The organism is SAR202 cluster bacterium (assembly GCA_009392515.1).
Classification (GTDB): Bacteria; Chloroflexota; Dehalococcoidia; order Lucifugimonadales; family UBA6952; genus UBA6952.
Genome location: VFGE01000029.1, coordinates 1 through 24,043, shown reverse-complemented (window position 1 = coordinate 24,043; position 24,043 = coordinate 1). Strand labels below are relative to the sequence as shown.

Annotated in this window: 22 protein-coding genes; all 22 read left to right on the top strand. The window is 36.1% G+C overall.

The window, feature by feature from the left end:
• Nucleotides 1-80 precede the first annotated feature (80 nt).
• Nucleotides 81-1,247 carry a sulfotransferase gene (locus FI695_04005; protein MQG51125.1) on the top strand — a complete coding sequence of 389 codons (1,167 nt, stop codon included), beginning with the start codon at nucleotides 81-83 and terminating at the stop codon, nucleotides 1,245-1,247.
• A 12-nt stretch (nucleotides 1,248-1,259) separates the two neighbouring features.
• Nucleotides 1,260-4,259, top strand: a complete 3,000-nt coding sequence (locus FI695_04000; GenBank protein MQG51124.1) for a hypothetical protein — start codon at nucleotides 1,260-1,262, stop codon at nucleotides 4,257-4,259.
• Entirely contained in the window at nucleotides 4,253-4,918 is a 666-nt protein-coding gene (locus FI695_03995; protein ID MQG51123.1) for a hypothetical protein, read from the top strand. Before FI695_04000 ends, FI695_03995 begins: the two co-directional genes overlap by 7 nt.
• Nucleotides 4,909-5,661, top strand: coding sequence for a phosphocholine cytidylyltransferase family protein (locus FI695_03990; protein ID MQG51122.1), 753 nt, complete (start codon nucleotides 4,909-4,911; stop codon nucleotides 5,659-5,661). The genes FI695_03995 and FI695_03990 overlap by 10 nt, the downstream gene beginning before the upstream one ends.
• On the top strand, nucleotides 5,645-6,442 hold the full coding sequence (locus tag FI695_03985; protein MQG51121.1) for a class I SAM-dependent methyltransferase: 798 nt from the start codon (nucleotides 5,645-5,647) through the stop codon (nucleotides 6,440-6,442). Before FI695_03990 ends, FI695_03985 begins: the two co-directional genes overlap by 17 nt.
• A 1-nt stretch (nucleotide 6,443) precedes the next feature.
• The gene (locus FI695_03980) at nucleotides 6,444-6,953 is read left to right on the top strand and encodes an adenylyl-sulfate kinase (protein ID MQG51120.1); all 510 of its coding nucleotides are present in this window, start codon (nucleotides 6,444-6,446) and stop codon (nucleotides 6,951-6,953) included.
• Nucleotides 6,954-7,546: 593 nt separating this feature from the next.
• Nucleotides 7,547-8,257, top strand: coding sequence for a hypothetical protein (locus FI695_03975; protein ID MQG51119.1), 711 nt, complete (start codon nucleotides 7,547-7,549; stop codon nucleotides 8,255-8,257).
• Nucleotide 8,258: 1 nt separating this feature from the next.
• Nucleotides 8,259-9,308: an N-acetylneuraminate synthase gene (locus FI695_03970; protein ID MQG51118.1), complete on the top strand. Its 1,050-nt coding sequence runs from the start codon at nucleotides 8,259-8,261 to the stop codon at nucleotides 9,306-9,308.
• A gap of 13 nt (nucleotides 9,309-9,321) precedes the next feature.
• Nucleotides 9,322-10,032: an acylneuraminate cytidylyltransferase family protein gene (locus tag FI695_03965; GenBank protein MQG51117.1), complete on the top strand. Its 711-nt coding sequence runs from the start codon at nucleotides 9,322-9,324 to the stop codon at nucleotides 10,030-10,032.
• Entirely contained in the window at nucleotides 10,022-11,023 is a 1,002-nt protein-coding gene (locus tag FI695_03960; protein ID MQG51116.1) for a Gfo/Idh/MocA family oxidoreductase, read from the top strand. The genes FI695_03965 and FI695_03960 overlap by 11 nt, the downstream gene beginning before the upstream one ends.
• Before the next feature lie 11 nt (nucleotides 11,024-11,034).
• On the top strand, nucleotides 11,035-12,138 hold the full coding sequence (locus FI695_03955; protein MQG51115.1) for a radical SAM protein: 1,104 nt from the start codon (nucleotides 11,035-11,037) through the stop codon (nucleotides 12,136-12,138).
• A gap of 6 nt (nucleotides 12,139-12,144) precedes the next feature.
• Nucleotides 12,145-13,047 carry an N-acetylneuraminate synthase gene (locus FI695_03950; protein MQG51114.1) on the top strand — a complete coding sequence of 301 codons (903 nt, stop codon included), beginning with the start codon at nucleotides 12,145-12,147 and terminating at the stop codon, nucleotides 13,045-13,047.
• Between the two features lie 9 nt (nucleotides 13,048-13,056).
• A complete protein-coding gene (locus tag FI695_03945) occupies nucleotides 13,057-14,517 on the top strand; it encodes a hypothetical protein (GenBank protein MQG51113.1) in 1,461 nt (486 codons plus the stop codon).
• Nucleotides 14,518-14,526: 9 nt separating this feature from the next.
• Nucleotides 14,527-15,993: a hypothetical protein gene (locus tag FI695_03940; protein MQG51112.1), complete on the top strand. Its 1,467-nt coding sequence runs from the start codon at nucleotides 14,527-14,529 to the stop codon at nucleotides 15,991-15,993.
• Between the two features lie 2 nt (nucleotides 15,994-15,995).
• Nucleotides 15,996-17,834 carry an asparagine synthase (glutamine-hydrolyzing) gene (gene asnB / locus FI695_03935; GenBank protein MQG51111.1) on the top strand — a complete coding sequence of 613 codons (1,839 nt, stop codon included), beginning with the start codon at nucleotides 15,996-15,998 and terminating at the stop codon, nucleotides 17,832-17,834.
• Nucleotides 17,835-17,842: 8 nt separating this feature from the next.
• On the top strand, nucleotides 17,843-18,736 hold the full coding sequence (locus tag FI695_03930) for a PIG-L family deacetylase (GenBank protein ID MQG51110.1): 894 nt from the start codon (nucleotides 17,843-17,845) through the stop codon (nucleotides 18,734-18,736).
• 9 nt (nucleotides 18,737-18,745) lie between these two features.
• Nucleotides 18,746-19,225, top strand: a complete 480-nt coding sequence (locus tag FI695_03925) for an HAD-IIIA family hydrolase (protein ID MQG51109.1) — start codon at nucleotides 18,746-18,748, stop codon at nucleotides 19,223-19,225.
• The gene (neuC, locus tag FI695_03920; protein ID MQG51108.1) at nucleotides 19,222-20,376 is read left to right on the top strand and encodes a UDP-N-acetylglucosamine 2-epimerase (hydrolyzing); all 1,155 of its coding nucleotides are present in this window, start codon (nucleotides 19,222-19,224) and stop codon (nucleotides 20,374-20,376) included. Before FI695_03925 ends, neuC begins: the two co-directional genes overlap by 4 nt.
• The gene (locus FI695_03915; protein ID MQG51107.1) at nucleotides 20,376-21,113 is read left to right on the top strand and encodes an acylneuraminate cytidylyltransferase family protein; all 738 of its coding nucleotides are present in this window, start codon (nucleotides 20,376-20,378) and stop codon (nucleotides 21,111-21,113) included. The genes neuC and FI695_03915 overlap by 1 nt, the downstream gene beginning before the upstream one ends.
• Complete coding sequence (locus tag FI695_03910; protein MQG51106.1) at nucleotides 21,110-22,027, top strand: hypothetical protein; 918 nt, start codon at nucleotides 21,110-21,112, stop codon at nucleotides 22,025-22,027. The genes FI695_03915 and FI695_03910 overlap by 4 nt, the downstream gene beginning before the upstream one ends.
• The gene (locus tag FI695_03905; GenBank protein MQG51105.1) at nucleotides 22,024-23,568 is read left to right on the top strand and encodes a hypothetical protein; all 1,545 of its coding nucleotides are present in this window, start codon (nucleotides 22,024-22,026) and stop codon (nucleotides 23,566-23,568) included. The genes FI695_03910 and FI695_03905 overlap by 4 nt, the downstream gene beginning before the upstream one ends.
• A 1-nt stretch (nucleotide 23,569) precedes the next feature.
• Nucleotides 23,570-24,043, top strand: a 474-nt coding sequence (locus tag FI695_03900) for a hypothetical protein (GenBank protein ID MQG51104.1), incomplete at its 3' end; no start/stop codon positions are given.

Here is a 24,043-nt window from a genome sequence, read left to right as displayed (position 1 = left end):
ATCTTTTTTACTTTTAATATTTACACCAAAAAGTCTTAATGGTTTTATAACTCTCCAAAAAAGTTTATTCCTCACAACATATGACAAATCACAACCCTAAAGAACCAAAATTTTTATTTCTGGTTGGAGCGCCTAGATCAGCAAATAGTGCAATCCTGGCTCTGCTGGACAATCATCCTGATATCTTAAGTTGGCCGTCCGAATTTTACTTTGCTATGACTTTCAATCGTATTAGTAAGGGCAATGCAACAGCGTCTGTTAAAGAATTAAATACCGCCTTTATTGCACATTTTGAAGATAGATTTGGAGAAAGACTCTCCATCAACACATTAGAGAATTCTCACTCTAAATTTGATCTCAGAAAATCCATAGGACCATTCGACATCGAATTATTTAAAGATTTGCTAAATATTAAACAAAGCGAAGTTATGAGCAGCATCCAATATTTAAGGCATTTTTTCCAATGTTTTCATTCTTCTCATAAAAACTATAAAAATAAAGAAGTTAAGTATTATGCAATGCTATGCACAGCTCGAGGGTTTGACTGGTCAAACGAAGCCCTACTAGCAAATTCTAAATTAATATTTCCTTATAGAAAACCAATAGAAAGTTATGCATCCCTAAGAGAAACATATTTAAAGACTATTAACCCAAATGAATTTTATGATCTCACAGCTAGCAAAGGAGCAGTTTATTGGCTGAGGACTTACAAAAAAATCGATGCCCTTATAGAAAGTCACAAAAATCGTCCTTATTTACACATTACGTCAGTAAATAAGTTTAGAGAAGATCAAACCCTACAAATATCTGAATTATGTGAGTTTTTAAAAATCAAAGCAACAAAATCAACAAATGACATGACCATACTCGGTATACCTTACGGAGGAAATGCTAGGCAGAATTCCTTGAATACAGGTAAGATAGCTAAACAATCAAGTGTACTTAAAAACCCAGTAACAACTTTTGAAGAATATTGTTTTGACCAACTTAACTTATTCGATTTCGATAACCCTCTAAACAATATACCTAAGCATAGAACATTCACACTATATTTATTAGCGTTACAGGCCACTTTTATAGATATCAAGAAAAGAACCCATGGGCTTACAAAATCCTCCCGTAAATATAGGTTCATACCTTGGCGAGTGAAAGTATTCGTGCAGCTTATTAACATTTGTAAAATTGTAAGTAACCCCGCACAGTTAGTAGACTCCAAATCAAATAGTATTCTGGATGCACTGGATTAATTAATTAACACTATGGAGTTACTAATACTAGACTGCATACGAGGTCGTAGGAGGTTGGATCAGCGCAAAAGTTTGCCAAATTCATTAACTAATATACACAACAACTCAACCGTTTTAGACTGGATACATCACTTTGCAACAATAAACCAAATACCCGGTATTACTTACATAGGTGGATACCAGATCCAAAAGGTTATCCAGAGTTATCCTGAATTTAATTTTCTGTATCATCAAGATTGGAACTCTAAAGGTGAAGCTTCTGGACTAACATTAATTAATGAGACAACCAACAACGACTTGATAATAGTTAGAGCCACAAGCGTATTACTACCCGAAGCACTGCAACCTCTGAGTACGGACCCAAGTAAAATTTGCATAGCTCAAAACCATTCCCACTCAAATGAGTCTGAATTCGCTGGAGTTATATATGTCCCTAAAACCCTGAGACAAAACTTTATGGCACACATATTTGATATTGCTAATAAAAACCCTGAATCCCAACTAGAAGATATACTTTATAACCTCCCAGCTTCTTTGCCCTACCGCACTACAGATGTAAATGGCTTAGCAGCTCCTATCCACAAGCAACTTTTTGTTACTCAAACAATATTCCAAGGAAAAGCTCAAACCCTAGAACAAGTCAGACCTTTACTGAAATCCGCTACAGTGTTAGAGCAATATAAGTTTTCATACCACGAGTGGAAGGAAAACCCTGACATCATAATGCAAACCATATCCAAACGCTTTATAAATTGCTCTGTAATAGTTAGAAGCACTTCATCATCCGAAGATAACTTAAATATGTCAAATGCTGGGATTTTTAAGACAATACAAGGTATTTCATCTGATGATAAACATCGAATAAATCAGGCGATTTCAGATGTCTTCGATAGTTATGCTGCAATAAATCTAACGACTTTGCCAAATGATGAAGTGTTTATACAGCATTACCAAACTAATTTAACGTCTAATGGGGTGATATTTACTAGAGATTTGGAATCTGCAGCTCCTTATATGTTAATTAACATAGATCGGAATACAGGCGTAACTGACGCTGTAACTAGTGGGCATGGAACAGATATTGAAACTATTTTCATCAATAAAAAACTCCTCAGTGAGCCTATGGACTATAAAGATAATCATATAAAATTGTGTGTTGAATTGGTCAAGGAACTTGAAACTCTGACCAATTTATCTGATTTAGACATTGAATTCGGGGTAAGTGATTCTAATGAATTATATCTCTTTCAATTAAGACCCATATCTAGTAAAGCTAGAAAATACATCCTAGAAGATGAAGACCTGTATGAACAGCTCGACAACATTCAACAATTTATTGAATCGATCTCAAATTCAGATAAAGTCTATGCTGGTGATTTTACACTTTTAGGGACAATGACGGATTGGAACCCTGTGGAAATGCTAGGCACAACACCCAGACCATTAGCACTATCACTCTATCAACGACTCATAGGACGAAGTAGTTGGGCAAAGTCTCGCGCGGAACTCGGATATGCCGACATGGGAGAAAAACAACTTATACAATCTCTTGGAGGAGTCCCTTACGTCAATATTAAACTGAGCCTTAACTCTTTATTACCTGCATCAATAAAACAAGAAACTGCACACAAATGGATAAATCATTGCCTATATAAACTTCAGATGAACCCAGAACTACACGATAAAATCGAGTTCGAATTAACGCCCACATGTTTCGATTCAAGTTTTGATGACTATGTCCCAGACATGTACATTGCAGGGTTAACTGAAAATGAAGTGGTTCATTTTAAAAAATCCTTGACCAAAATAACTGAAGATATTATTTCAGGACAGTGCATTGAAATTTCTAAAGAACTCGAAGCATTAAAGACTATAGAAAACTCAATCTATAAATGGGCCAACCATAGACCTAATTCCATCACAGAAATCAGCTACAAAATAAGCCATTTACTATCCGAATGCGAGAATAAAGGCACATTAGTCTTTGCTAAATTAGCAAGATGCGCATTTATTGCCATCTCAATCCTTAAATCCTTAAAGAAAAAAAACATACTTTCTGAATCAGAACTAACTGATATTTATAGAAGTATCCCGACTATAGCTTCAGATATGTCCGAAGATATGTCTCGTTATCAAGCAGGGGAGATATCATTAGACACTTTATTGCTTAAGTATGGTCATTTAAGACCTAGTTCCTACGATATAACATCGGAAAACTACAAAACCGGCTACAATAAATATTTTACATCAAATCAGAATAAGTCCAATGACAATAATAATGAAACAACTCTGTCTGATAAAACTTCGTCAGATGCTTACTCCATCTTAATCGATAAACCATTACACCAGTTAGGGTTACAAATCGAGCCAGAACAATTAATCCACTTCATTATTCAAAGCATTCAAGCCAGAGAACTTGCAAAGTTCGAATTCATGAAATTAGTGAATGAAATACTGGAATCAATTTCTAATCTAGGTGAACTTATCGGATTTTCCAAAGATGACTTGTCCTATTTAAATATCAACGAATTTGAAAAATTGGCATCTGAAAGCCCTAGTCCCGCTATAAAAGCAGACTTAATCAGAATCAAACAATACCAAGAAAAAAAATGGAATCTTACATGCCACACTAAGTTGCCCCATGTAATAGGCCCCTCAACAAATATTTCATATTTTAAAGCCTTAAAAACTGATCCTAATTATATTTCCGGAGAGCGTATTACCGCAGCACCAATAATACTCGATGATGCTAAAACTCAATATACCGAACTAGATGGGAAGATAATTTTAATATCATCAGCAGATCCAGGATATGATTGGATTTTCAGTCATCATATTGCCGGTCTTATTACTGAATATGGCGGAGCAGCCTCACATATGTCAATAAGAGCTGCTGAGTTTGGGATACCTGCCGCCATAGGCTGTGGAAGCACAATTTACAATCACCTAAAATCATCCACGGTCATAGAATTAGATTGTGTTAACAAACTTGTCAGAGGCATCTCATGCTAATTGGAATGAGTATGAGGATAACTGAAAATTCTTCATACGTAGAGTATCGAGATAGCATAAGTCACGACTGGGTGAATTATTTAAATAAATACGATATATCACCTTTATTAATCCCGAATAATTTAGCAAACATTAACCAGTTCCTAAACTCTGTAGATATATCAGGGATAATCATTACAGGCGGAGATTCAATCATACACGCTCCCACAAATCCAAATGAAAGCATATACCATCAAAGAGATGTTACTGAATGGGACATCCTAACAATAGGGATTAAAAAGAAATTACCCATTCTTGGAACTTGCAGAGGATTTCAAATGATTAACAAATATTTTGGAGGTAATATAACCAAAAACATCAGCACCACTTACAAACACACAGTTGCTCATGAACATCAAATAGACCTCCTAGAAAACCCCATAACATCTGGTTTTTCTAACCATAAGTCTTCTGTGAATTCTTACCATGACGATGGCGTTAGTATCTTAGATTTAAGTGACGAATTAAATCCTTTTGCTACATGGAATAATCAAATCATCGAAGGTTTGTATCATCCGAAGCTTCCTATTGTTGGTATTCAATGGCATCCTGAACGCAGTCCAAATTCCAAAGACTTAGATGAGATCATATTGAGATATTGGATGAATCAATGCAATTAATAATCCTAGCAGCTGGTATGGGAACTCGATTGATGCCTATTACGGCAAAGATCCCCAAATGTCTGGTCCCACTAAGAGGCAAAACCATATTAGAATGGCAAATTGAAGTAGCGCAATCTATTGGGATCGAAGACATAATAGTAATCACCGGGTTTCGAAGTGAAGCAATACAAATTCCCGGTATAACTAAGGTGCATAATCCTCAATATAAAAACAGTAATATGGTGTACTCTCTATTTTGTGCAGAACCTATAATGAAACCAGAATTCGTCATTTCTTATGGTGATATTGTTTATTCCCCTGAAATATTGAGTAGGCTTATCAAGTCTGAAGCACCCATATCCGTGGTTGTAGATGATAAGTGGAAGCAATATTGGAACGAAAGATTCGATAATCCTTTAGAAGACGCAGAATCGTTAAAAATTACTAACGAATCCATTTATTCTATAGGTCAAAAGCCGAATGATGTGAAAGAAATCGAGTCACAATATATTGGTTTAACATGTATAAAACATTCTGGTAAAAAAGCTTTTCTGGATACCTACAAAAATTTTAGTGAACAGAATCCTATGGCTGCAAGACATCTATACATGACTGACCTACTCCAAATGCTTGCTGACCAATTTATCAAATTAACCCCTGTGCATATCAATCGAGGATGGGTAGAAATAGACTCACTCAGTGATTTATCTATCGCTGAAAAACACTTCCATACAATTATTCAGAATGAAAAAAGTTTATAGACACGAAAGTAATCCTAACTATTGGGATAGACGATGGGCAGAAACTGGTTCTGACCAATCCCACTTTGCAAATACCAATATCTACCCAATTAAATACGCAGAACTAGTAATGGATGATAAAAGCACGCCAACTTTAGAAATTGGATGCGGGGGTGGGCGTGTATTAAAACATTACTATTATCAGGGTTTTAATATAACAGGAGTAGAGCGTAGCGAAATAGCTGTAACCAACGCAAAACTTTCCGACCATGCACTTCCTGTCAATATAGGTGATGCTATCAATTTAACGTTTCCTGACAATTCATATAATACCGTTATGGCTTTTGGCGTCTACCATAATATAGAAGATATTTCAGATATCAAAACAGCTTTATCTGAATGTTCAAGGGTATTAAAAGACCAAGGTAAATTTTGCATCTCAATTAGGCCTAATAATTGGGAAATGAACTTGAATGAATGGTATTGGAATCGCTTGGGGAATAAAGTCTCCTCGTGTAACCGTAAAAAAACGGAATTCCACCGAATCATGTTTTCTGAAACTGAATTCAAAGAGATACTAGCTGAACAGTCCTTAAACACCACAAAAGTTTATAGAGCACGCAATGTATCAATTCTTTACCGATTGAAGGCTTTAGCAATTTCTAATTCTTCAGAAAGCTCTAATCGTTCACAGGGATACCAACTAAACCTAATTGGGAAAATTTTAGATAAGTTACTGGTAACCTTATTCCCCAATCAATTCTGTAATGTATTAGTATTTATAGGTACAAAAACCGCTTAACATGATTATTTGGATTATAGGGATGCCTGGGTCAGGCAAAACTTCAATAGGAAGTGAACTATTCGACCAGTTAAAAAAGACACATTCAAACTGCGTATTTATAGATGGAGATGACGTTCGAAATATCATGATGAATGACCTAGGACACTCTATTTATGACCGCAAAATTAATGCCAATCGCATCCGAAACTTGTGTAAGCACCTTGATTCCCAAAATATTAACGTTATATGTTCTATTTTATCCTTGTTCGAAGAAGATCGCGCATGGAATCGTGCCAATTACCAGGAGTACTTTGAAGTTTATTTAGAAGTTCCAATAGAGATTATTAAAACCCGTGATCAAAAAGGCTTATACTCTTTAAAAACCCCTAAAAATGTCGTAGGTCAAGATATAAAATTCTATCCTCCTGAAAATCCTGATCTAATTATCAAAAGTTATGAAAATCATACAACTATTCCAAAAGCGACTGAATTAATTTTAAGACATATAAAGCATAGACTGAATGCATAGCACATACACATACACATGTACAAACAGATTAGTCACTAAAGAAAACTACCAATATACTCCTTGGCATGGTTCCAGATTTGTTGCAGACTATTTTGAAAATCGAAAGAATTACCTTAAAAATCTTGAGGTACCAGAATACTCGCACGACCACATTCGACAGATAGAACTGGTCTCAAAAGAATATTACTTAAGGGGAACATACAAAAGCTCAATTACTGTAAAACTACTTAGTCTTTTAAATTCTACAGATATTAATAACGGGGATAAAGATAACCTAGACTCAGAGTTTTTGGAGAAACTGCTACAAAAATTTGAAGTGACTAAACGAATATACTCTGACTACGACAATAATTTCAAACCAATATCAAAAAATTATACAGAGATTATCAATTACACTCTATTTTCAATCATACTGTTATTAAAACAACAAAAGTCTATTACTTACAGGTATTTAAACAGTGCTTTGAAGCTAAACGATTTGATCATATCTATATCAGACCAACACTTAAAACCTGAGGTTAAACAGTTTATTCATATATCTTTGAGGCTCGAACTGTCGAGTATAAAATCTTTAACAAAGACTCGTTACCTAAATGATTAGTACTAACATAGGATTATTGGCAGTTGATTCCATGAGAACCCGAGCATATCTATCAAGTCTCATTGAAAACGGAATCCATTTAAAAGAAGCCATATTATTAGAAAATGGTTCCTCTAAGGTGCCTTCTAGCAATAATAACACCTCACTTTTTGATTCTAAATCAAGCGCACTCGAAATGTTAGAAAAAATGCGCACTAATGTCACTACATTGGAAACTTCCAACATTAATGATCAGCAAGTGGAAAAAACTCTCATTAATTCCCGCATCAAACTTTTCATATATTCTGGTAGCGGAGGAGCCATAATCAAAAGTAATATCCTTGACACCCAAAAACAATTTTTACATATTCATCCAGGATATTTGCCCGATTACAGAGGTAGTACCACCATTTACTATAGTTTGCTCCAAGACAACTCATGTGGTGCTGCTGCAATCTTGCTTGACAAGAATATCGACACTGGGCCAATCGTTTTGCGCAAGAGATTCGATCCACCTGTCGATTGGAACACAATTGACTACGAATATGACCCTTACATAAGGTCGCAATTATTATTAGAAGTAATCACAGAATACATAAAAAATGAAAAATTACCAACCAGCATAGAACAGAATCCCGAAGGCTATAATTATTACATTATGCATCCTTTACTCAGACATTTAACAATCCTGTCCCAGACCATGACTTTTGATACGGAGGCTTGAAATGAACACTAACAAAAAATTTTCGATAGATAACAATATTATTGGTGACGGAAGATGTTTCATAATAGCAGAAATAGCACAAGCTCATGATGGGAGTCTCGGAGCAGCTCATGCGTATATTGATGCAGTTGCTGAAGCTGGAGCAGACGCGATAAAATTTCAAACTCACATTGCCTCAGAAGAGAGCACTCCAGATGAACCTTTTAGAATTCAATTCAGTAAACAGGATGCAAACCGATACGAATATTGGAAACGCATGGAGTTCACAAAAGAACAATGGGCTGAGTTACGAAGCCACTGTACAGAAGTAGGTATCACTTTCTTAAGTTCACCTTTTTCAGAAGCAGCTGTTGCTATGTTGGAGGAAATAGGAATGCCTGCTTGGAAGATAGCTTCTGGAGAAGTAAATAATATCCCGATGCTCACCAGAATCGCCGAAACAGGTAAACCTGTATTGTTATCAACTGGAATGAGTGATATGTCAGAGATTCAACAAACATTATCCTTTTTAAAAGAATTTAAAATCCCGGTGTTAGTTTTCCAAACCACCACCGCATATCCGTGTCCTCCAGAGGAAATTGGCATTAACAACATCCCATTGTATCGAGACCTGTTCGATATCCCAATAGGGCTTTCAGACCATTCTGGAACAATTTTTGCTCCATTGGCAGCATCAGCAATACAAATTGACATGCTTGAGATACATGTGACCTTTTCAAAACAAATGTTCGGCCCCGATGTCCCAGCTTCCATTACCTTAGATGAACTTTCTCAGGTGGTACAAGGGATAAGATATATAGAAAAGATGGTCCAAAACCCTGTTAATAAAGATCAAATGGCTCAACAACTTAAACCAATAAGAGATTTGTTTGCAAAAAGTATTGTCGCTAACAAAGATCTAAATTCAGGTCACAAACTGTCGCCAGAAGATATAGCCTTCAAGAAACCAGGAACAGGATTGCCCCCAAATGAGGCTACTAAAATTCTCGGGAAGCAATTAAACAAATCGATTAAGGCAGATAAACATATATTATTAGAAGACCTAGTTTGATAGATTTATTGTTATGTCCGAACCAAATGTATTAGCAATTATTCCAGCAAGAGGTGGTTCAAAATCCATACCGGATAAGAACTTAGTCGAACTCGCAGGGAAGCCTTTAATAGCGCATAGCATAATTTCCGCAATTGAAACACCTTCTATCAGTAGAGTTCTAGTAACTACCGACTCAGAGAAAATAAAAGACGTTAGCATACATTATGATGCAGAAGTTCCATTTATTAGACCCGCTAATTTATCGGAGGACGACACTCCAGATCTACCTGTGTTCCAGCATTGTTTAGAATGGCTACAACTCAACGAATCCTATTCCCCAGACCTAGTAATCCACTTGCGTCCCACTACACCATTCAGGAATGTAAACGTTATTGAAGAATGTATAAATAAAATGCTCATGACCAAAGAAGCCGATTCCTTAAGAGTGGTTACACCTTCCAGAGAACATCCTTATAAAATGTGGACATTAGACGGAGATTTTGAGTATTTAAGCCCACTAATATCTTCTGAAATACATGAACCCTACAATCAGCCAAGGCAATCCTTACCGGTGTCTTATTTTCAGCCTGGATATTTGGATGTAATCAGAACTAATACCATAACTCATCTATCATCCATGTCAGGAAGTAAAATTATGGGTCACATACTGCAGTCAACTAATATAGTTGATATAGATGACCAATTGAGCTTAGATTTCTCGAGGTTTCTTCATGGAGAATAATGTGAAGTCCATATCAGAACTAAGTGCTTTGATAGTTGGGTTTGGTTCAATAGGATCTAGGCACTATAATAATCTCCGTACACTAGGGATTACAAAAATTGGCATAATGCGAACCTCTACCTTAAAACCACCTTTCCCAACAGGGCATTCTAATACTATTTTATACAACAATTATGATATGGCTTTAAATGATCAATATGACTTGGTTTTTATTTGCAATCCCACTTCTATGCATATGGATTATACTTTAAAAGCAATAGAGCATAATTCACATGTGTTTATAGAGAAACCTATATCAAATGACCTAACATCGATACCGGAATTGCTTAGACTCATCGATGAAAAAAAAGTGACAGTAGCAGTAGGTTATCAAATCAGATTTCATCCAAATCTACTCGACATAAAAAAATGGATATCAACTCAAAGTATCGGGGAAATCCTTCATGTAAACGTTAATTCTGGAGAGTACTTACCTTTATGGCATCCTTGGGAAGACCACAGAAACAGCTATGCTTCCAGGAAAGAACTAGGAGGAGGAGTAGCACTAACCCAAATCCACGATATCGATTATTTAACCTGGATATTCGGCGACTTAGAATTGATATATGCGCATGGAGGCAACAGCCCTAGCCTAGGAACGAACGTAGAAGATTACGTTAGTGCAACTTTAAAAACTTGTGATGATGCTATAATTCACATGCATATAGATTACTTACAAAATCCACCTAGTAGAACCATGAAAATTATAGGTGAAAACGGTAATATAGAATGGGATTATTACCAAAATATAGCAAAGTTAACCATTTCGGGAGAGATTGAAGAAATTTCTAGAGTAGAAGACTCCTGGGAAAGAAATACAATGTTTGTTGATGAATTAGAAAACTTCCTTGATGCAATAATTAATAACAAAGAACCTATCAACGACATCCATAACAGCTTACAAGGGCTGGAAACAACTGTTTCAATAAAAAAATATATAGATTCCAAATAAGGTTAATCACTATGTACGATATCAATTTTATACAAAAAGCAGATAGTCTAAAAAAAGATTTAATGGACGGCCGTATAACCAGTAAAGACCTCATTCAAATAGAAGAGCAGCTGGAATCACTAAGATCGCGTAAACCACACGTGTTCAACATCGAAACTACCAATCACTGTAACATGACTTGCATCATGTGCCCAAGAACAAGTTTAATGACCCGAGATATTGACTGGATAGATGATCAAACATTCGAAAATGTATTAGACCAAATGACACCTCACACGCCTGAAAACATGAAGGCTTTCTGGGATTTCATAAATACCGAATATGGTATTAATTTCGATGAACATTCTGAAAACGCGTTCTACTTCTATGTGGTGTCTCGATGTGTGATTTTACATGGATATGGGGAACCTTTGGTAGATAAAAATATTGTGAACCGAGTACAAGCATGCACAAACCGTAACATACCCACCTACTTTTCTTGTGTTCCTGCCAATTTATCAGTCAAAAGAGCTGAATCCATAATGGAAGCTGGATTAACAGTTTTGAAATGTTCCATTGATGCCTTAGATGACTCCAACGCAAAAAGAATAAGAGGGCGATATAACAATTTTGAGAAAGCCTATCAAACCATCAAAGACGTCATCAATATGAAAGAAGAGAAAGGTTACAAAACATTAATTGTTCCAACAATGATTGAACTAAATGAAAATACAGATAACAGATCTATGCAAAAAGAATTCATGGACATGTGGAAAGACCTAGACGTCTATGCCTATGTTAAAAGTCAAGATAACAGATGGTATTACGAAGAAGATGTAGAAATGACCAATAAATCCCACTATGCTCAACAGTATTGTGAATACCCTTGGTCTTCCATGACTGTGATGGCTAATGGTGACGTCGTGCCATGTACCCAAGATTACAATTGCGAAATGAAATTAGGTAATGTCAAAGAACAGTCACTAGAAAAGATATGGAATGGAGATAAATACAGACTTTTAAGAGAATGGCATTTACAAGGAAATTTTCCTGCAAATCATAAATGTGCTAATCGATGTGACCAAACAAAATTGCATCAAGTCATAAATAGAAATTCTGACGACACCAAAAAGTAAACTTACATGAATAACAATTCATTAAATATAAACGACCTAATAAAGCGAGACCCTCCTACAATTATTGCAGAAATCGGATGCAATCATAAAGGAGACATTGAAATAGCTAAAGAGATGATTCGTGTAGCAAAAGTCTTCTGTGATGCTCAGTATGTGAAATTTCAAAAACGAAATCCCAAAGAACTGCTCACAACTGAACAATACAATGCTCCTCATCCCGTTGAAGAAAATTCATATGGAAGCACATATGGAGACCACAGAGAATTCTTGGAATTCTCCTCCGAACAACACAAAGAACTTATGGAATATTGCAAAGAAATAGGGATAGGATATAGTACATCAGTCTGGGACTTAACGTCCGCAAAAGAAATAATGGAACTAGAACCACCATTTATAAAAATCGGGTCACCTTCCAATACCCATTACACCATGTTGGATTACCTTTGTAATAATTACTCTGGAGATATCCACTTATCATTAGGTATGACCACTCCTCAGGAAGAGGATTCAATAATCAGCTTATTCGAAAATTCCGGCAGGCTCAAAGACTTAGTGCTATATCATTGCACGTCTGGATACCCTGTACCGCCCAAAGACATATGTCTCTTAACTATCAGTCGGCTAAAATCAGAATATGGAAACATCGTCAAAGGAATATGTTTTTCTGCTCATTACACCGGCATAGGATTAGATGGCGTTGCTTTTGTACTAGGAGCAGATTTCATAGAAAGACACTTTACTCTGGATAGAGCATGGAAAGGTACTGACCATGCCGCTTCCTTAGAACCTGACGGCCTAAGAAGAGTTCGCAAAGACACCATAACAGTGGCACAAGCTTTGAGTTTTAAAACTGAATCCATCATGGAAATCGAAAAACCCAATAGAGTCAAACTGAAATACTCAGACTAACATCACTTAATGACTACAAAGCAACACCGCATAGCTCTCCTGATAGAACAAGGGTTTGGCGCACGAGTAATCATCCAATCAGACATACTAAAAACATTAGTTGAAAATGGATTGCAACCAGTTATACTCACATCAGGCCCAAACAGTATCAAAACTTATTTGGATACTACTCCATTCCATGATATACCAGTTCATAAATTAGAAACTGATCAATACGACCGCAACAGCAATAAACCTATCAACAGGATATTGAGGATGGTTAGACAATTTTCCTTAAAAACTCAAACCGTTTCTGATCTATTTGAAATGGAGATTAAAGATAGTAAAAACCATCCAAACATTAATAACAAAATAGTAACTTACATCGTTCGACTGTTAGTTTTAGTAGCTAAACTTCATCCAATAATGATTCGCAGTTTTGTGTTACTGGAAAACAAACTTTCTCTAGTCAAAGCTAACCAAGCGTTCTTTGATTTTTTCAAACCTGCTGTGTTAGTCACTACCAGTCTGGGAACATTCGATCATGATGCATATGTTTTAAGAGAAGCATCTGAGAGGAAGATAAAAACCATCAGCTATATTTTGAGTTGGGACAACACCACTGTAAGAGGATACGGCGCAGATTTAACATCTCATATAATCACCTGGTCCGAAATTATGAAATCTGAATTAGTAACATTGCATCATAAAAAGCCTCATACGATTTATGTCGGAGGAGTGCCACATTACGATTCTTATAATGCACCTGATCAACTGTGGACTCGGCAACAACTAGATTCTATTCTGAATATACCCGCCAACAAACATATCATTCTCTTAGGAACCAAGTCTCCAAATACTTACCAATCAAACCCCTACATCGCGAAAATAATATGCGAAACCATTAGAAGTACTCCTGAACTAGATAATTACATATTGCTGGTACGTTTACACCCAATTTATTTCCGAACCTCAAGCAATCAAATAATTACAGAGCACAATGAATGGGATACCTTATTAAAAGAATACGGCACTGAATTGATAGCAATAGACCGTCCAGAAATCATAGGCAGTGATCTTCGCTATTTTATGCCTGAAGAAGAAATCATTAAATTAGGCTCCATCCTAAAACATAGCAAAGTTGTAATTAACATGTTTTCTACTCTCAATATCGAATCCAGTATATTTGATACACCTACGATCAACGTATGCTTCCAAGACAGCAATCAGAATCCCAGTTCATACAAAGTCGCTAGATTTGATATAGATGCGGATGAACGCCAGACACACAACCAAAGAGTACTGGAGAATGACGCTACAGTCGTAGCATACGACTCCCATCAATTGCAAAAATATATTTGTGATTCAGTCAACAATTCTGCATTGAAACAACCAGGAAGATACAAACTTGCCCAAACTGAGTGCGGTGAGAACCTAGGCACTGCCGGTTTGAATATAGGCAGAAAAATAGTTGAAATAGCTAGATCGTAGCGTTTAAAAATGACTGTTTTTATACACGCCTACAGATCTTTCAGTATGCGATATCTCGCTTCCAGTGATATTTTAACAAAACTCAAGGATTCTGGAGAGCAAATTGTACTATTTGTACAAGATGACGAAGTGGAGCACTTCGAAAAATTATTCCCTGAAAACCAAATTGCCATAGAGCCTGTATTGTATAGCCAATCCATGGAAAATATACGCCAGAACACCTTAATCACAAGCCTAAATTTAATTCGCATAATGACTTCTGGTAGTACTCGAGACTTGTTTAACCATACAATCAACTTACGTAAGATACAATATAAGTCGGAATTCACCAGTTTCTTCGGGAAACTAATATTTACGGGAATTAAACTTGTCTCCTGGTTCACATGTCATTCTTACTTTGCCAGAAGAGCGCTTATATATATCATGTCTCTGATTTTGTCAGGCAAAATTTATGACGATTATTTCACTCGATACAAACCACAGATATTACTTATATCATCACTGGGATATGGTATCGATATCGCCTTTATGAACAGTGCCAAGAGACATCATTGTAAAATAATATCAATCCCTCATAGTTGGGACAACTCAAGTACAAAAGGCTACCGTGGTTGCCTGCCAGATAAAGTAATTACCTGGAACAATAGTATGGCAAAAGAAGTAGAAGTATTTCACGATATAGATAAGGACAATATATATAGTGGAGGTATTGCACATTGGGATAAATACTCAAATAAACAATTCTTACCGAATAGTAAACAAGAGTTTTTTAAGAATCGATCTCTGGATCCTGACAAAAAGCTAATATTTTATGGAATGAGTGGCCCAAGACATTTTGAGCGTAGATTTGATGTAATAGAAGGAATTTTGGATGCCTTATTAATGAATCAAATACAGCCAAAGTCACAACTCCTTGTTCGGTTTCACCCTCTGCATCTTAGCATCCGTGCGGATGGGAGTACGGTACTGGAAGAATACTTGCCCTTGATACATACAATAAAAGACAAATATGGTGAACTTGTACATTTCTGGGAACCTAAACGGCCTCATATAAACGAGCAATCATCTCTAGAAATGACAGATATGTATGAAATGGCTGAGGCAATCATAAATTGTGATGTGGTAGTACAAGAATACTCTACTTTAATAATGGAATCAGCAATATTCGATAAACCAACAATTAATATCAGTATGTACAATTGGGAGCAAGGATTACCTTCTAACACCATAGAAAGATTTACACATTTGAGACGTATACTTAGTTATCAATCCGTACGCACAGCTAGAACTTTTCAAGACTTTGCTCAAATAACAAATATGTATTTAAACGAACCAGAAGCAGATGCGGAAAATCGCAAAGCGCTGTTTGAAAATGAAATCGGCGTTAATCATGGACATGCTGGGCAGCAAATTGGGAAATATATCATAGATTACATGAACGAAATAAAAACTCTCCACGAAATGGAAACTTATTAATCATGTGTGGTATATCTGGAATAGCTGGAGAAAATTGGGATGTTAATTTACTCTACTCGATGACCAAATTTCAAAGCCACAGGGGACCTGATAATGAAGGTCATTTCATAAATTACAACCGTACAATAGGCTTAGGACACACTCGGCTCAGCATCATAGATTTAACAGAGTCAGCTAACTGCCCGATGTCGGATAACAGTGGAAACATCACAGTCGTGTTTAATGGGGAAATCTACAATTATCTAGAATTAAAGCAACAACTAACAGATTACTCATTCCAAACTACTGGTGACACAGAAGTGATACTGGCCGCTTATATCAAATGGGGTGAAAAATGTGTCGAGAAATTTATAGGCATGTTTTCATTTGCAATCTGGGACGAGCGTAAAAATATGCTATTTTGTTCCAGAGATAGGTTGGGGATCAAACCATTTTTTTACCATTTAAATAATAATACTCTATATTTTGCTTCAGAGATAAAAGCTCTCTTAGCATGCAACATACCATTGAAACCCAATTGGAAACAATGGTCCACATACCTGACCACGGGGTATTATGATCATTCAGAAGACACTTTTTTTGAAGATATTCAAGTATTGCGCGGTGGGCATAACCTTATTTATACACAAAACCAGATTCAAATCTATCCATACTGGGAACTACAAGAATCCACAGAAAACCCTGATTCTTCTTTGAACGACTATTCTGAAGAATTGAAATGCTTGGTATCAGATTCAATAAAACTGCATATGAGAAGCGATGTACCTGTAAGTGTGAATTTGTCAGGGGGGCTTGATTCTGGGATTTTAGCCACATTGATTGATAGTTTAGATGTGTCTCAACCAATGACTACTTTTACTAGTGCATTTGAGGATCCTAATTACAACGAGTCTAACTTAATCCCTGAACTAGGTCTTGAAAATTTCAACCATATCACTCACATAACAAAAGCTTCGTCTATCCCAAAATTAACTGAAGAACTCTTATGGTTTCAAGAAGCTCCTTTTGGAGGAATCCCAACTTTAGCGTACTACGATCTACATAAAACCATTCATAACAATAAAAATAAAGTTTCCATGGAAGGACAAGGATTCGATGAATTATTTGCTGGATACAAATATGTCCAGGCTTATCATTATGCTGATATAGTTACAGAACACGGCTGGAATGAATTAGAAAAAAGAGTGCCACCTGCATCCGTGTCAGACTTCACCAAAGCAGAGATCAAATCCATACTCAAAAACGACTGGCATCCGCAAAACCAAGATTCAACAGAACACTTACAAACCAAATGCCTTTCAAAAGAAATATCCCAATTAGACAACCAATTCGCAGGATTTAATAAACCTTTCACCAAATATTTAGACAATATTCTGTATCAAGATCTTATCCATACCAAACTCCCAAGAGTGCTTAGAATGAACGATAAACTATCCATGGCGTCTGGAATAGAATTACGAGTCCCTTTCCTAGATCATCGCATAGTAGAATTTGCCTTTAAACTCCCGAATCATTTAAAAATCCAGAATGGGCAAGGCAAATTCATTCTAAGACACATGGCGCAACAATCACTACCTGAAACTTTAACCTCACAACACAAAATATCTGTCGTAACACCCCAAACTCCTTGGTTAAAAAAAGAACTGAAATCCTGGGTGCTTGATATTATAAATTCGTCGTCATTCAAAACGCGTGGCTTGTTTGACCCCAAAATGGTTGAAGCCACTTATACCCAATTTCAAAATATTGAACATGACAATTCATTTTTCGTTTGGCAATGGATAAACACTGAACTTTGGTTTCAAAAATTTATTGACGCAAAACCATTTCACTCAATTTAACAATCAGCATGCAAATATTAAACAAAATTAAAAACAGATTAGCTAAATTACTACTTCCTCAAGATTACTTGAACACGTACTATTTGAGAGCAAAGCTGTACAGAGAATTTTTATCTGAGCAGCGAGACTTCAATATTGTAAAAGATCTTATCGAATCGAACTCATTCTTCAAACCTAACGATATAACGGTCAAAGCCACACCTGATGCATCAAATATCCTTATATTTTCTCCCCATCAAGACGATGACATCATAGGATGTGGGGGAACTATCCTAAATTCCCTAGAGACAAATACCAATGTACAGGTAGTATATGTAATGGATGGGATATCACCAAAATTGCATGGCACTGAGCGTTTAGATGCGATAGAAGTCAGAAAACAAGAAGCAAAAGCTGTGTGGGCTAAACTCAATAATAATGACCCAGTTTTTCTAGGGATACCTACTCGTGGATCATTTATAGACATCAATAATGCAATTAAGCAAATCACAAACATTATAACGGCATTTGACCCAGAATGCATATTCGTGCCATATTTCCTGGAGTCCCCTTTAGACCATCGAAGAGCCACATTCTTAGTATGGGAGAGTTTAAAACATATTAATACTAAAAACATAAAAGAAATATGGTCCTATCAAGTTAACACTATGATTTCCCCAAATATCGCCATTGATATAACAGAATCAGAACCTCAAAAATTTGAACTTATGGGACTATGGAAGTCTCAAAACAGTTCTTTCAATTACCAACATAGAGCACGAGGACTAAACGCAGCTAACTCAATATATGCGACGCCTAATAAGGAGCATGCAGAACCGTATATAGAATTATTTCACACTACAAGTCCCGAAGACTTCCTTAAATTACTCAACCCTTATTACCAAAACTCGGATTTATTCTAAAGGATTGATATGACTGAAACTTCTAAAATTAAATTATTTATATCAGACGTAGATGGCACCCTAACAGATGGTGGAATGTATTACACTGCTAATGGTGAAATCATGAAAAAATTTAATACCCGAGATGCTGTTGGTCTACGTTTATTACAAGAACACAATATTACAATTGCTTTAATCACAGGGGAAGACTCAGACATAGTACGATCCAGAGCAAACAAGCTCAATATCGAGCTAGTGTATTGTGGTATCACTGACAAAGTAGCAGTTCTCAAGCAACTATGTACCGAACTCAATATAAAACCTCAACAAGTCGCCTATGTAGGTGATGATATTAATGACTTTGAAATTATGCAAAACGTTGGCTTATCATTTGCAGTTTCAGATGCAGAATCCTTAATATTAAACGTTGCAACCATAAAATTGACCAAATCAGGAGGAGCCGGAGCTGTAAGAGAAGCTGCCAATTATTTATTGGAGAATATAATATGAAACGTAAGATTTGCGTAGTAATAACTGCAAGGCCTAGCTACTCAAGAATAAGATCAGCCTTATATGCTATCCAATCCCATCCTGATTTAGAGCTGCAATTAATAATTTCAGGTTCAGCTCTGCTACCAAAATATGGCTCAGCGATAGATTTTATCCTGGAGGATGGGTTCATCCCTGATGCTCAAATATATCACATGATTGAAGGAGAAACCCTGCTATCATCTGCTAAATCTACAGGTTTAGCCATCATAGAATTATCTTCAGAACTTAACAAACTGCAACCTGACGCAGTTGTAACTATCGCGGATAGATATGAAACCCTTGCTACCGCAATTGCAGCATCTTACTTAAATATCCCTGTGGTTCACATTCAGGGAGGAGAAGTAACTGGGTCAATTGATGAAAAAGTAAGACATGCAATAACAAAACTTTCAGATATACATTTCGTATCAACAAATAAAGCTTATGAACGCGTAATCTCCATGGGAGAAAATCCGGATTCTGTCTATGTCACGGGGTGTCCTTCAATTGATATTGCGAAACAAATTGACTCAAACTCACCTTTAGACTTCAACCCATTTGAAAAGTATGGTGGTGTCGGTAATACTTTTAATACTTCCGAAGATTACTTAATAGTTATGCAACATCCTATAACAACTGAACATTACCTATCCAACAACCAAACCTTGGAGACTTTGGAAGCTATAACCAAATTAAATATGCCTACTTTCTGGTTCTGGCCTAACCCAGATGCGGGTTCAGCAGGTATATCCAAAGAAATACGGGTTTTTAGAGAACACCACGAACATTCCAAGATCCATTTTGTGATAAATATGTCTCCTGAAGATTTTCTGAAATTAACAATATCTAGTTCATGTATTATAGGAAATTCCAGTGTAGCAATCAGAGAATGTTCTTTCTTGGGAGTGCCTGCAGTTAATTTAGGCACTAGGCAATTTGGTAGGGAACGTGGTTCCAATGTTATAGATAGTTCCCATGATTCTGCTGATATTATTTCCGCTGTTAAAAGGCAATTGAGTAGAACAGACATAACCCAGGACAATTTATATGGTGATGGTACTGCTGGTGAAAAAATTGCTTCCATCCTCTCAGAATGTAAATTCAATATAAGCAAAACTCTCTTATTGTGATGCCGTCAAACATTTCTTCCAATTTAGCAATTATTCCAGCCCGAGCTGGAAGCAAAGGAATTCGTGATAAAAATTTAATGCAAGTTGGTTCTAGAAATTTAATTGAGCATGCTATATTTGCTGCAAAAAACAGCGCTTTGATTAGTCACATCATAGTTACATCTGACCATCCAGACATATTAGAAATAGCTCGTAGTAACGACATTTTCTTTAGAGATCGCCCTCCTCATCTGGCTCAGGATGAATCATCTGTTGTCCTATCCTTACAAGATTCAGTACAAGTTATGGAAAAAAATACCGAATGTACCTTTGACAATATAATCCTTTTACAACCGACCTCTCCGATCCGAACCGGCCAAGACATAGACAATGTTATTCAAATCATGAATGACGATGATACTGTCGAAGGAGTTGTTAGTGTTGCCGACTGTGGAGTTTTTTTACCCGATCATCAATACCATATAGACACAAATTTAGAGACAGGCTCCTCCATACTATCCCCCATTATGGGAAATACTAATCAACGAAAAAGACGGCAAGACATTCAGCAAAGTTTTGTTAGAAACGGTGCCATTTATGCTGCAAGACGTAGTATATTAATGTGCGACAATAAAATAATTGTTGACAATAAAGTCCCTTATGTAATGCCCAAAAAATATATATGCAATTTAGACGATTATGAGGATTTAGAGCTTGCAAGAATTATTGTACCGGCGTGGGAAAATAACTTGTTATGATAAACATATTTAACAATGAGCCATCCGAATACTCCTACAAGGCTATATCTATACTAGAAACCATTGGGAATTATTACGATACCCATACAGAAAAACCTATTCATGCCATAATTACTCGACTGCACGAAAGAGTAGATAGTAAGTTCTTAGATAGATTTCCTAAGCTCCAATTTATACTTACTGCTACTACAGGATTAGACCATATTGACCAAGTAGAATGTCAAAATCGGCAAATACAAATCATCTCTCTCAAAGGAGAATTTGAATTCTTAGCATCTATTGCAGCTACGGCTGAACATACTATGACACTAATGTTGTCTCTGCTAAGAAACATCCCAGCAGCCGTAGAACACGTGAAAATGGGGGGTTGGGATAGGATGGAACATAAAGGACATGAACTAAAAAATAAAAATCTGTGCATTTTGGGAATGGGCCGCCTTGGAACCCAAATAGCACAGATAGCTACAGCATTTCAAATGAACATCAAATGTTTCGATAATAAAAATATCAAAGAATATCCTTGCAGCACCGATCTAATGAAAGCCCTTCACGGATCTGACATTTTATCCATTCATTTGCCGTACGATTCATCTACATCTGGTCTTATAGGGGAAAAACAAATATTAGAAATGAATCCAGCGAGTTATATCATTAACACATCACGTGGACAAATTCTAAACGAACACGACGTAGTCAGTTGTCTAATAAGTGGACAACTTGCAGGTGTAGCAGTAGACGTATTGGACCAGGAATATAATATACAAAGTAGTCCATTATGGAACTATATTCAAAATACAAACCCTAAAAACGTACTTATCACACCACACATTGGCGGTTGCACTTTCGAGTCTATGGAAGCCACAGAATCATTCATTGCAGAAAAATTCGTTAACATCTTGAAGGAGCAACAATGAACGCCATATTTGTTAGCCAATCAGGCACTATCAAGATGTTCCATGATTTAGCATTAGATCTCCAGCGTGAAATGGAAATATCTGAGATTGGTATGGTAGTGTCTCATCGACGCTCTGTAAAAACTTTCAAAAAGAAACATCCACGCAATCTATTAAAACAATTCAACGTCTTGTCAGAATGGGATATTACTAATTCTCATAAAGATGTCATTGTTGACCATAAATTACTTGAAAAATACGAACAGGATTTAAACGTTCAAGGATTTAGACAAGCTTTGATGGTAGACAGACGAATCAATAACGGCAAAAAATGCACTTATTTCCAAGACTATAAATCTAGATTTTCTGAACATGAGCAATTACAAATTCTTCAGCAATCGTTAATAGAAGTAGAGCGACTATTTGACCAAGTGAAACCAGATTTTATCGTATCGTTCATATGTGTAACATTAGTAGAATATCTGTGCAATTTATTTGCAAAATCTAGAGGTATCAAGATTTTAAATATCAGGCCCACTCGCATCGGGAACTACATGACTTTCGGCAGCGATATAACTGAACCTTCAAATTTCATTCGTGACAGATATCTCTCAATCTCTCACCCCAATCCTGAAACCCCATTTTATGAAGAAGCAACTAAAATTTTCAATGAATCAAGAACGTCAAATTACACATATGAAGGGACAAGTATGTCTGCAAAATTCAGCATACCTGCAAAAGTTTGTTCATACACTTTAAAAGTCTTCAAAGCTTATAAACTTCTCAACATGGCTCTAATTGATTTACGAATTAAATATGGAGATTTAAGAGACAACCATGACCCAGGAATAATCAAACCATTATATTATGAAATCATCCTAAAGCCGCTCCTGAAATTACAAATACGAAAAGTATTGAAGAAAAAATACCTCAAACTTACTGAATTAAACGATCATAATTACATATTTTTTCCTTTGCACACTGAACCTGAAAAAGCATTATTAGTTGACGCTCCCTTTTATACCAATCAGATAGAAGTAATCCGCAATATTTCATTAAGTTTACCTGCAAACACTATTTTGATTGTTAAAGATCATCCAAAATCTTTTGGTAAACGGCCTATTAGTTTTTACAATAAAATTTTAGACATACCTAATGTCAGGCTCATAGAACCTTTATTACCTACTGCTCAATTAGTCAAGCAATGCCAATTGGTAATTACTATAGCTGGATCAGTCGGATGGGAAGGCATATTACATGAAAAGCCCGTGATGATTTTAGGAAACACTCCATATGAGTTCTTACCGGATCAAATGGTTACTAAAATATCCAACATAACAGACCTACCTAAGCTTATAGCATCTGCGATTGACAATTATATGTTTGATAAAGAAGCTGTGATTAGATATCTAATCGCATCATTAACTGAAGCCGTTCCCCTGAACTACTACTCAATATTGTTATCCCGTAGAAATGTCAATTCCAAATGGAGCCTTGATGCTGACTGGGATTCAGAAATAAATAAACTATCAGCATATACGCAACTTTCCTTGGACAAATAACTTGGATAACCCAAACATAGATGTAATTACTACTTTCCACGGTAGTTCTATAGGCAAATATGAATGGCGAAATGATTCTCTGATTTGTGAGCTCTCAAAAGAACCTATTGTTCATGCTGATTATGAAATTCACAATTACAACCTTCATTTCATATTAGGGATAAAAAATAAATCGGAAACAGTTCAGTCCTTTCAAATAATTATCAAAACCGATAACAAGGCTGTTAAACCTAGCACCATATATACTTCTGATTCCTTTGATAACATTTCAATCCCAAACCCTTCTCCTGTAAAACATATAGATGAAGGTTATTCGTTCAAAATAACATTAGACCCCCTTACTAAACAATACACTTCTAATACTATATGGTCCTCATGTGAGCTTGTTGAGGGAGAATTTATACAACTATGTAACAATAGTGATATGAAAGCCATTAAATATGGAGTAACTTTTGATAATCATCCATTAACAGCA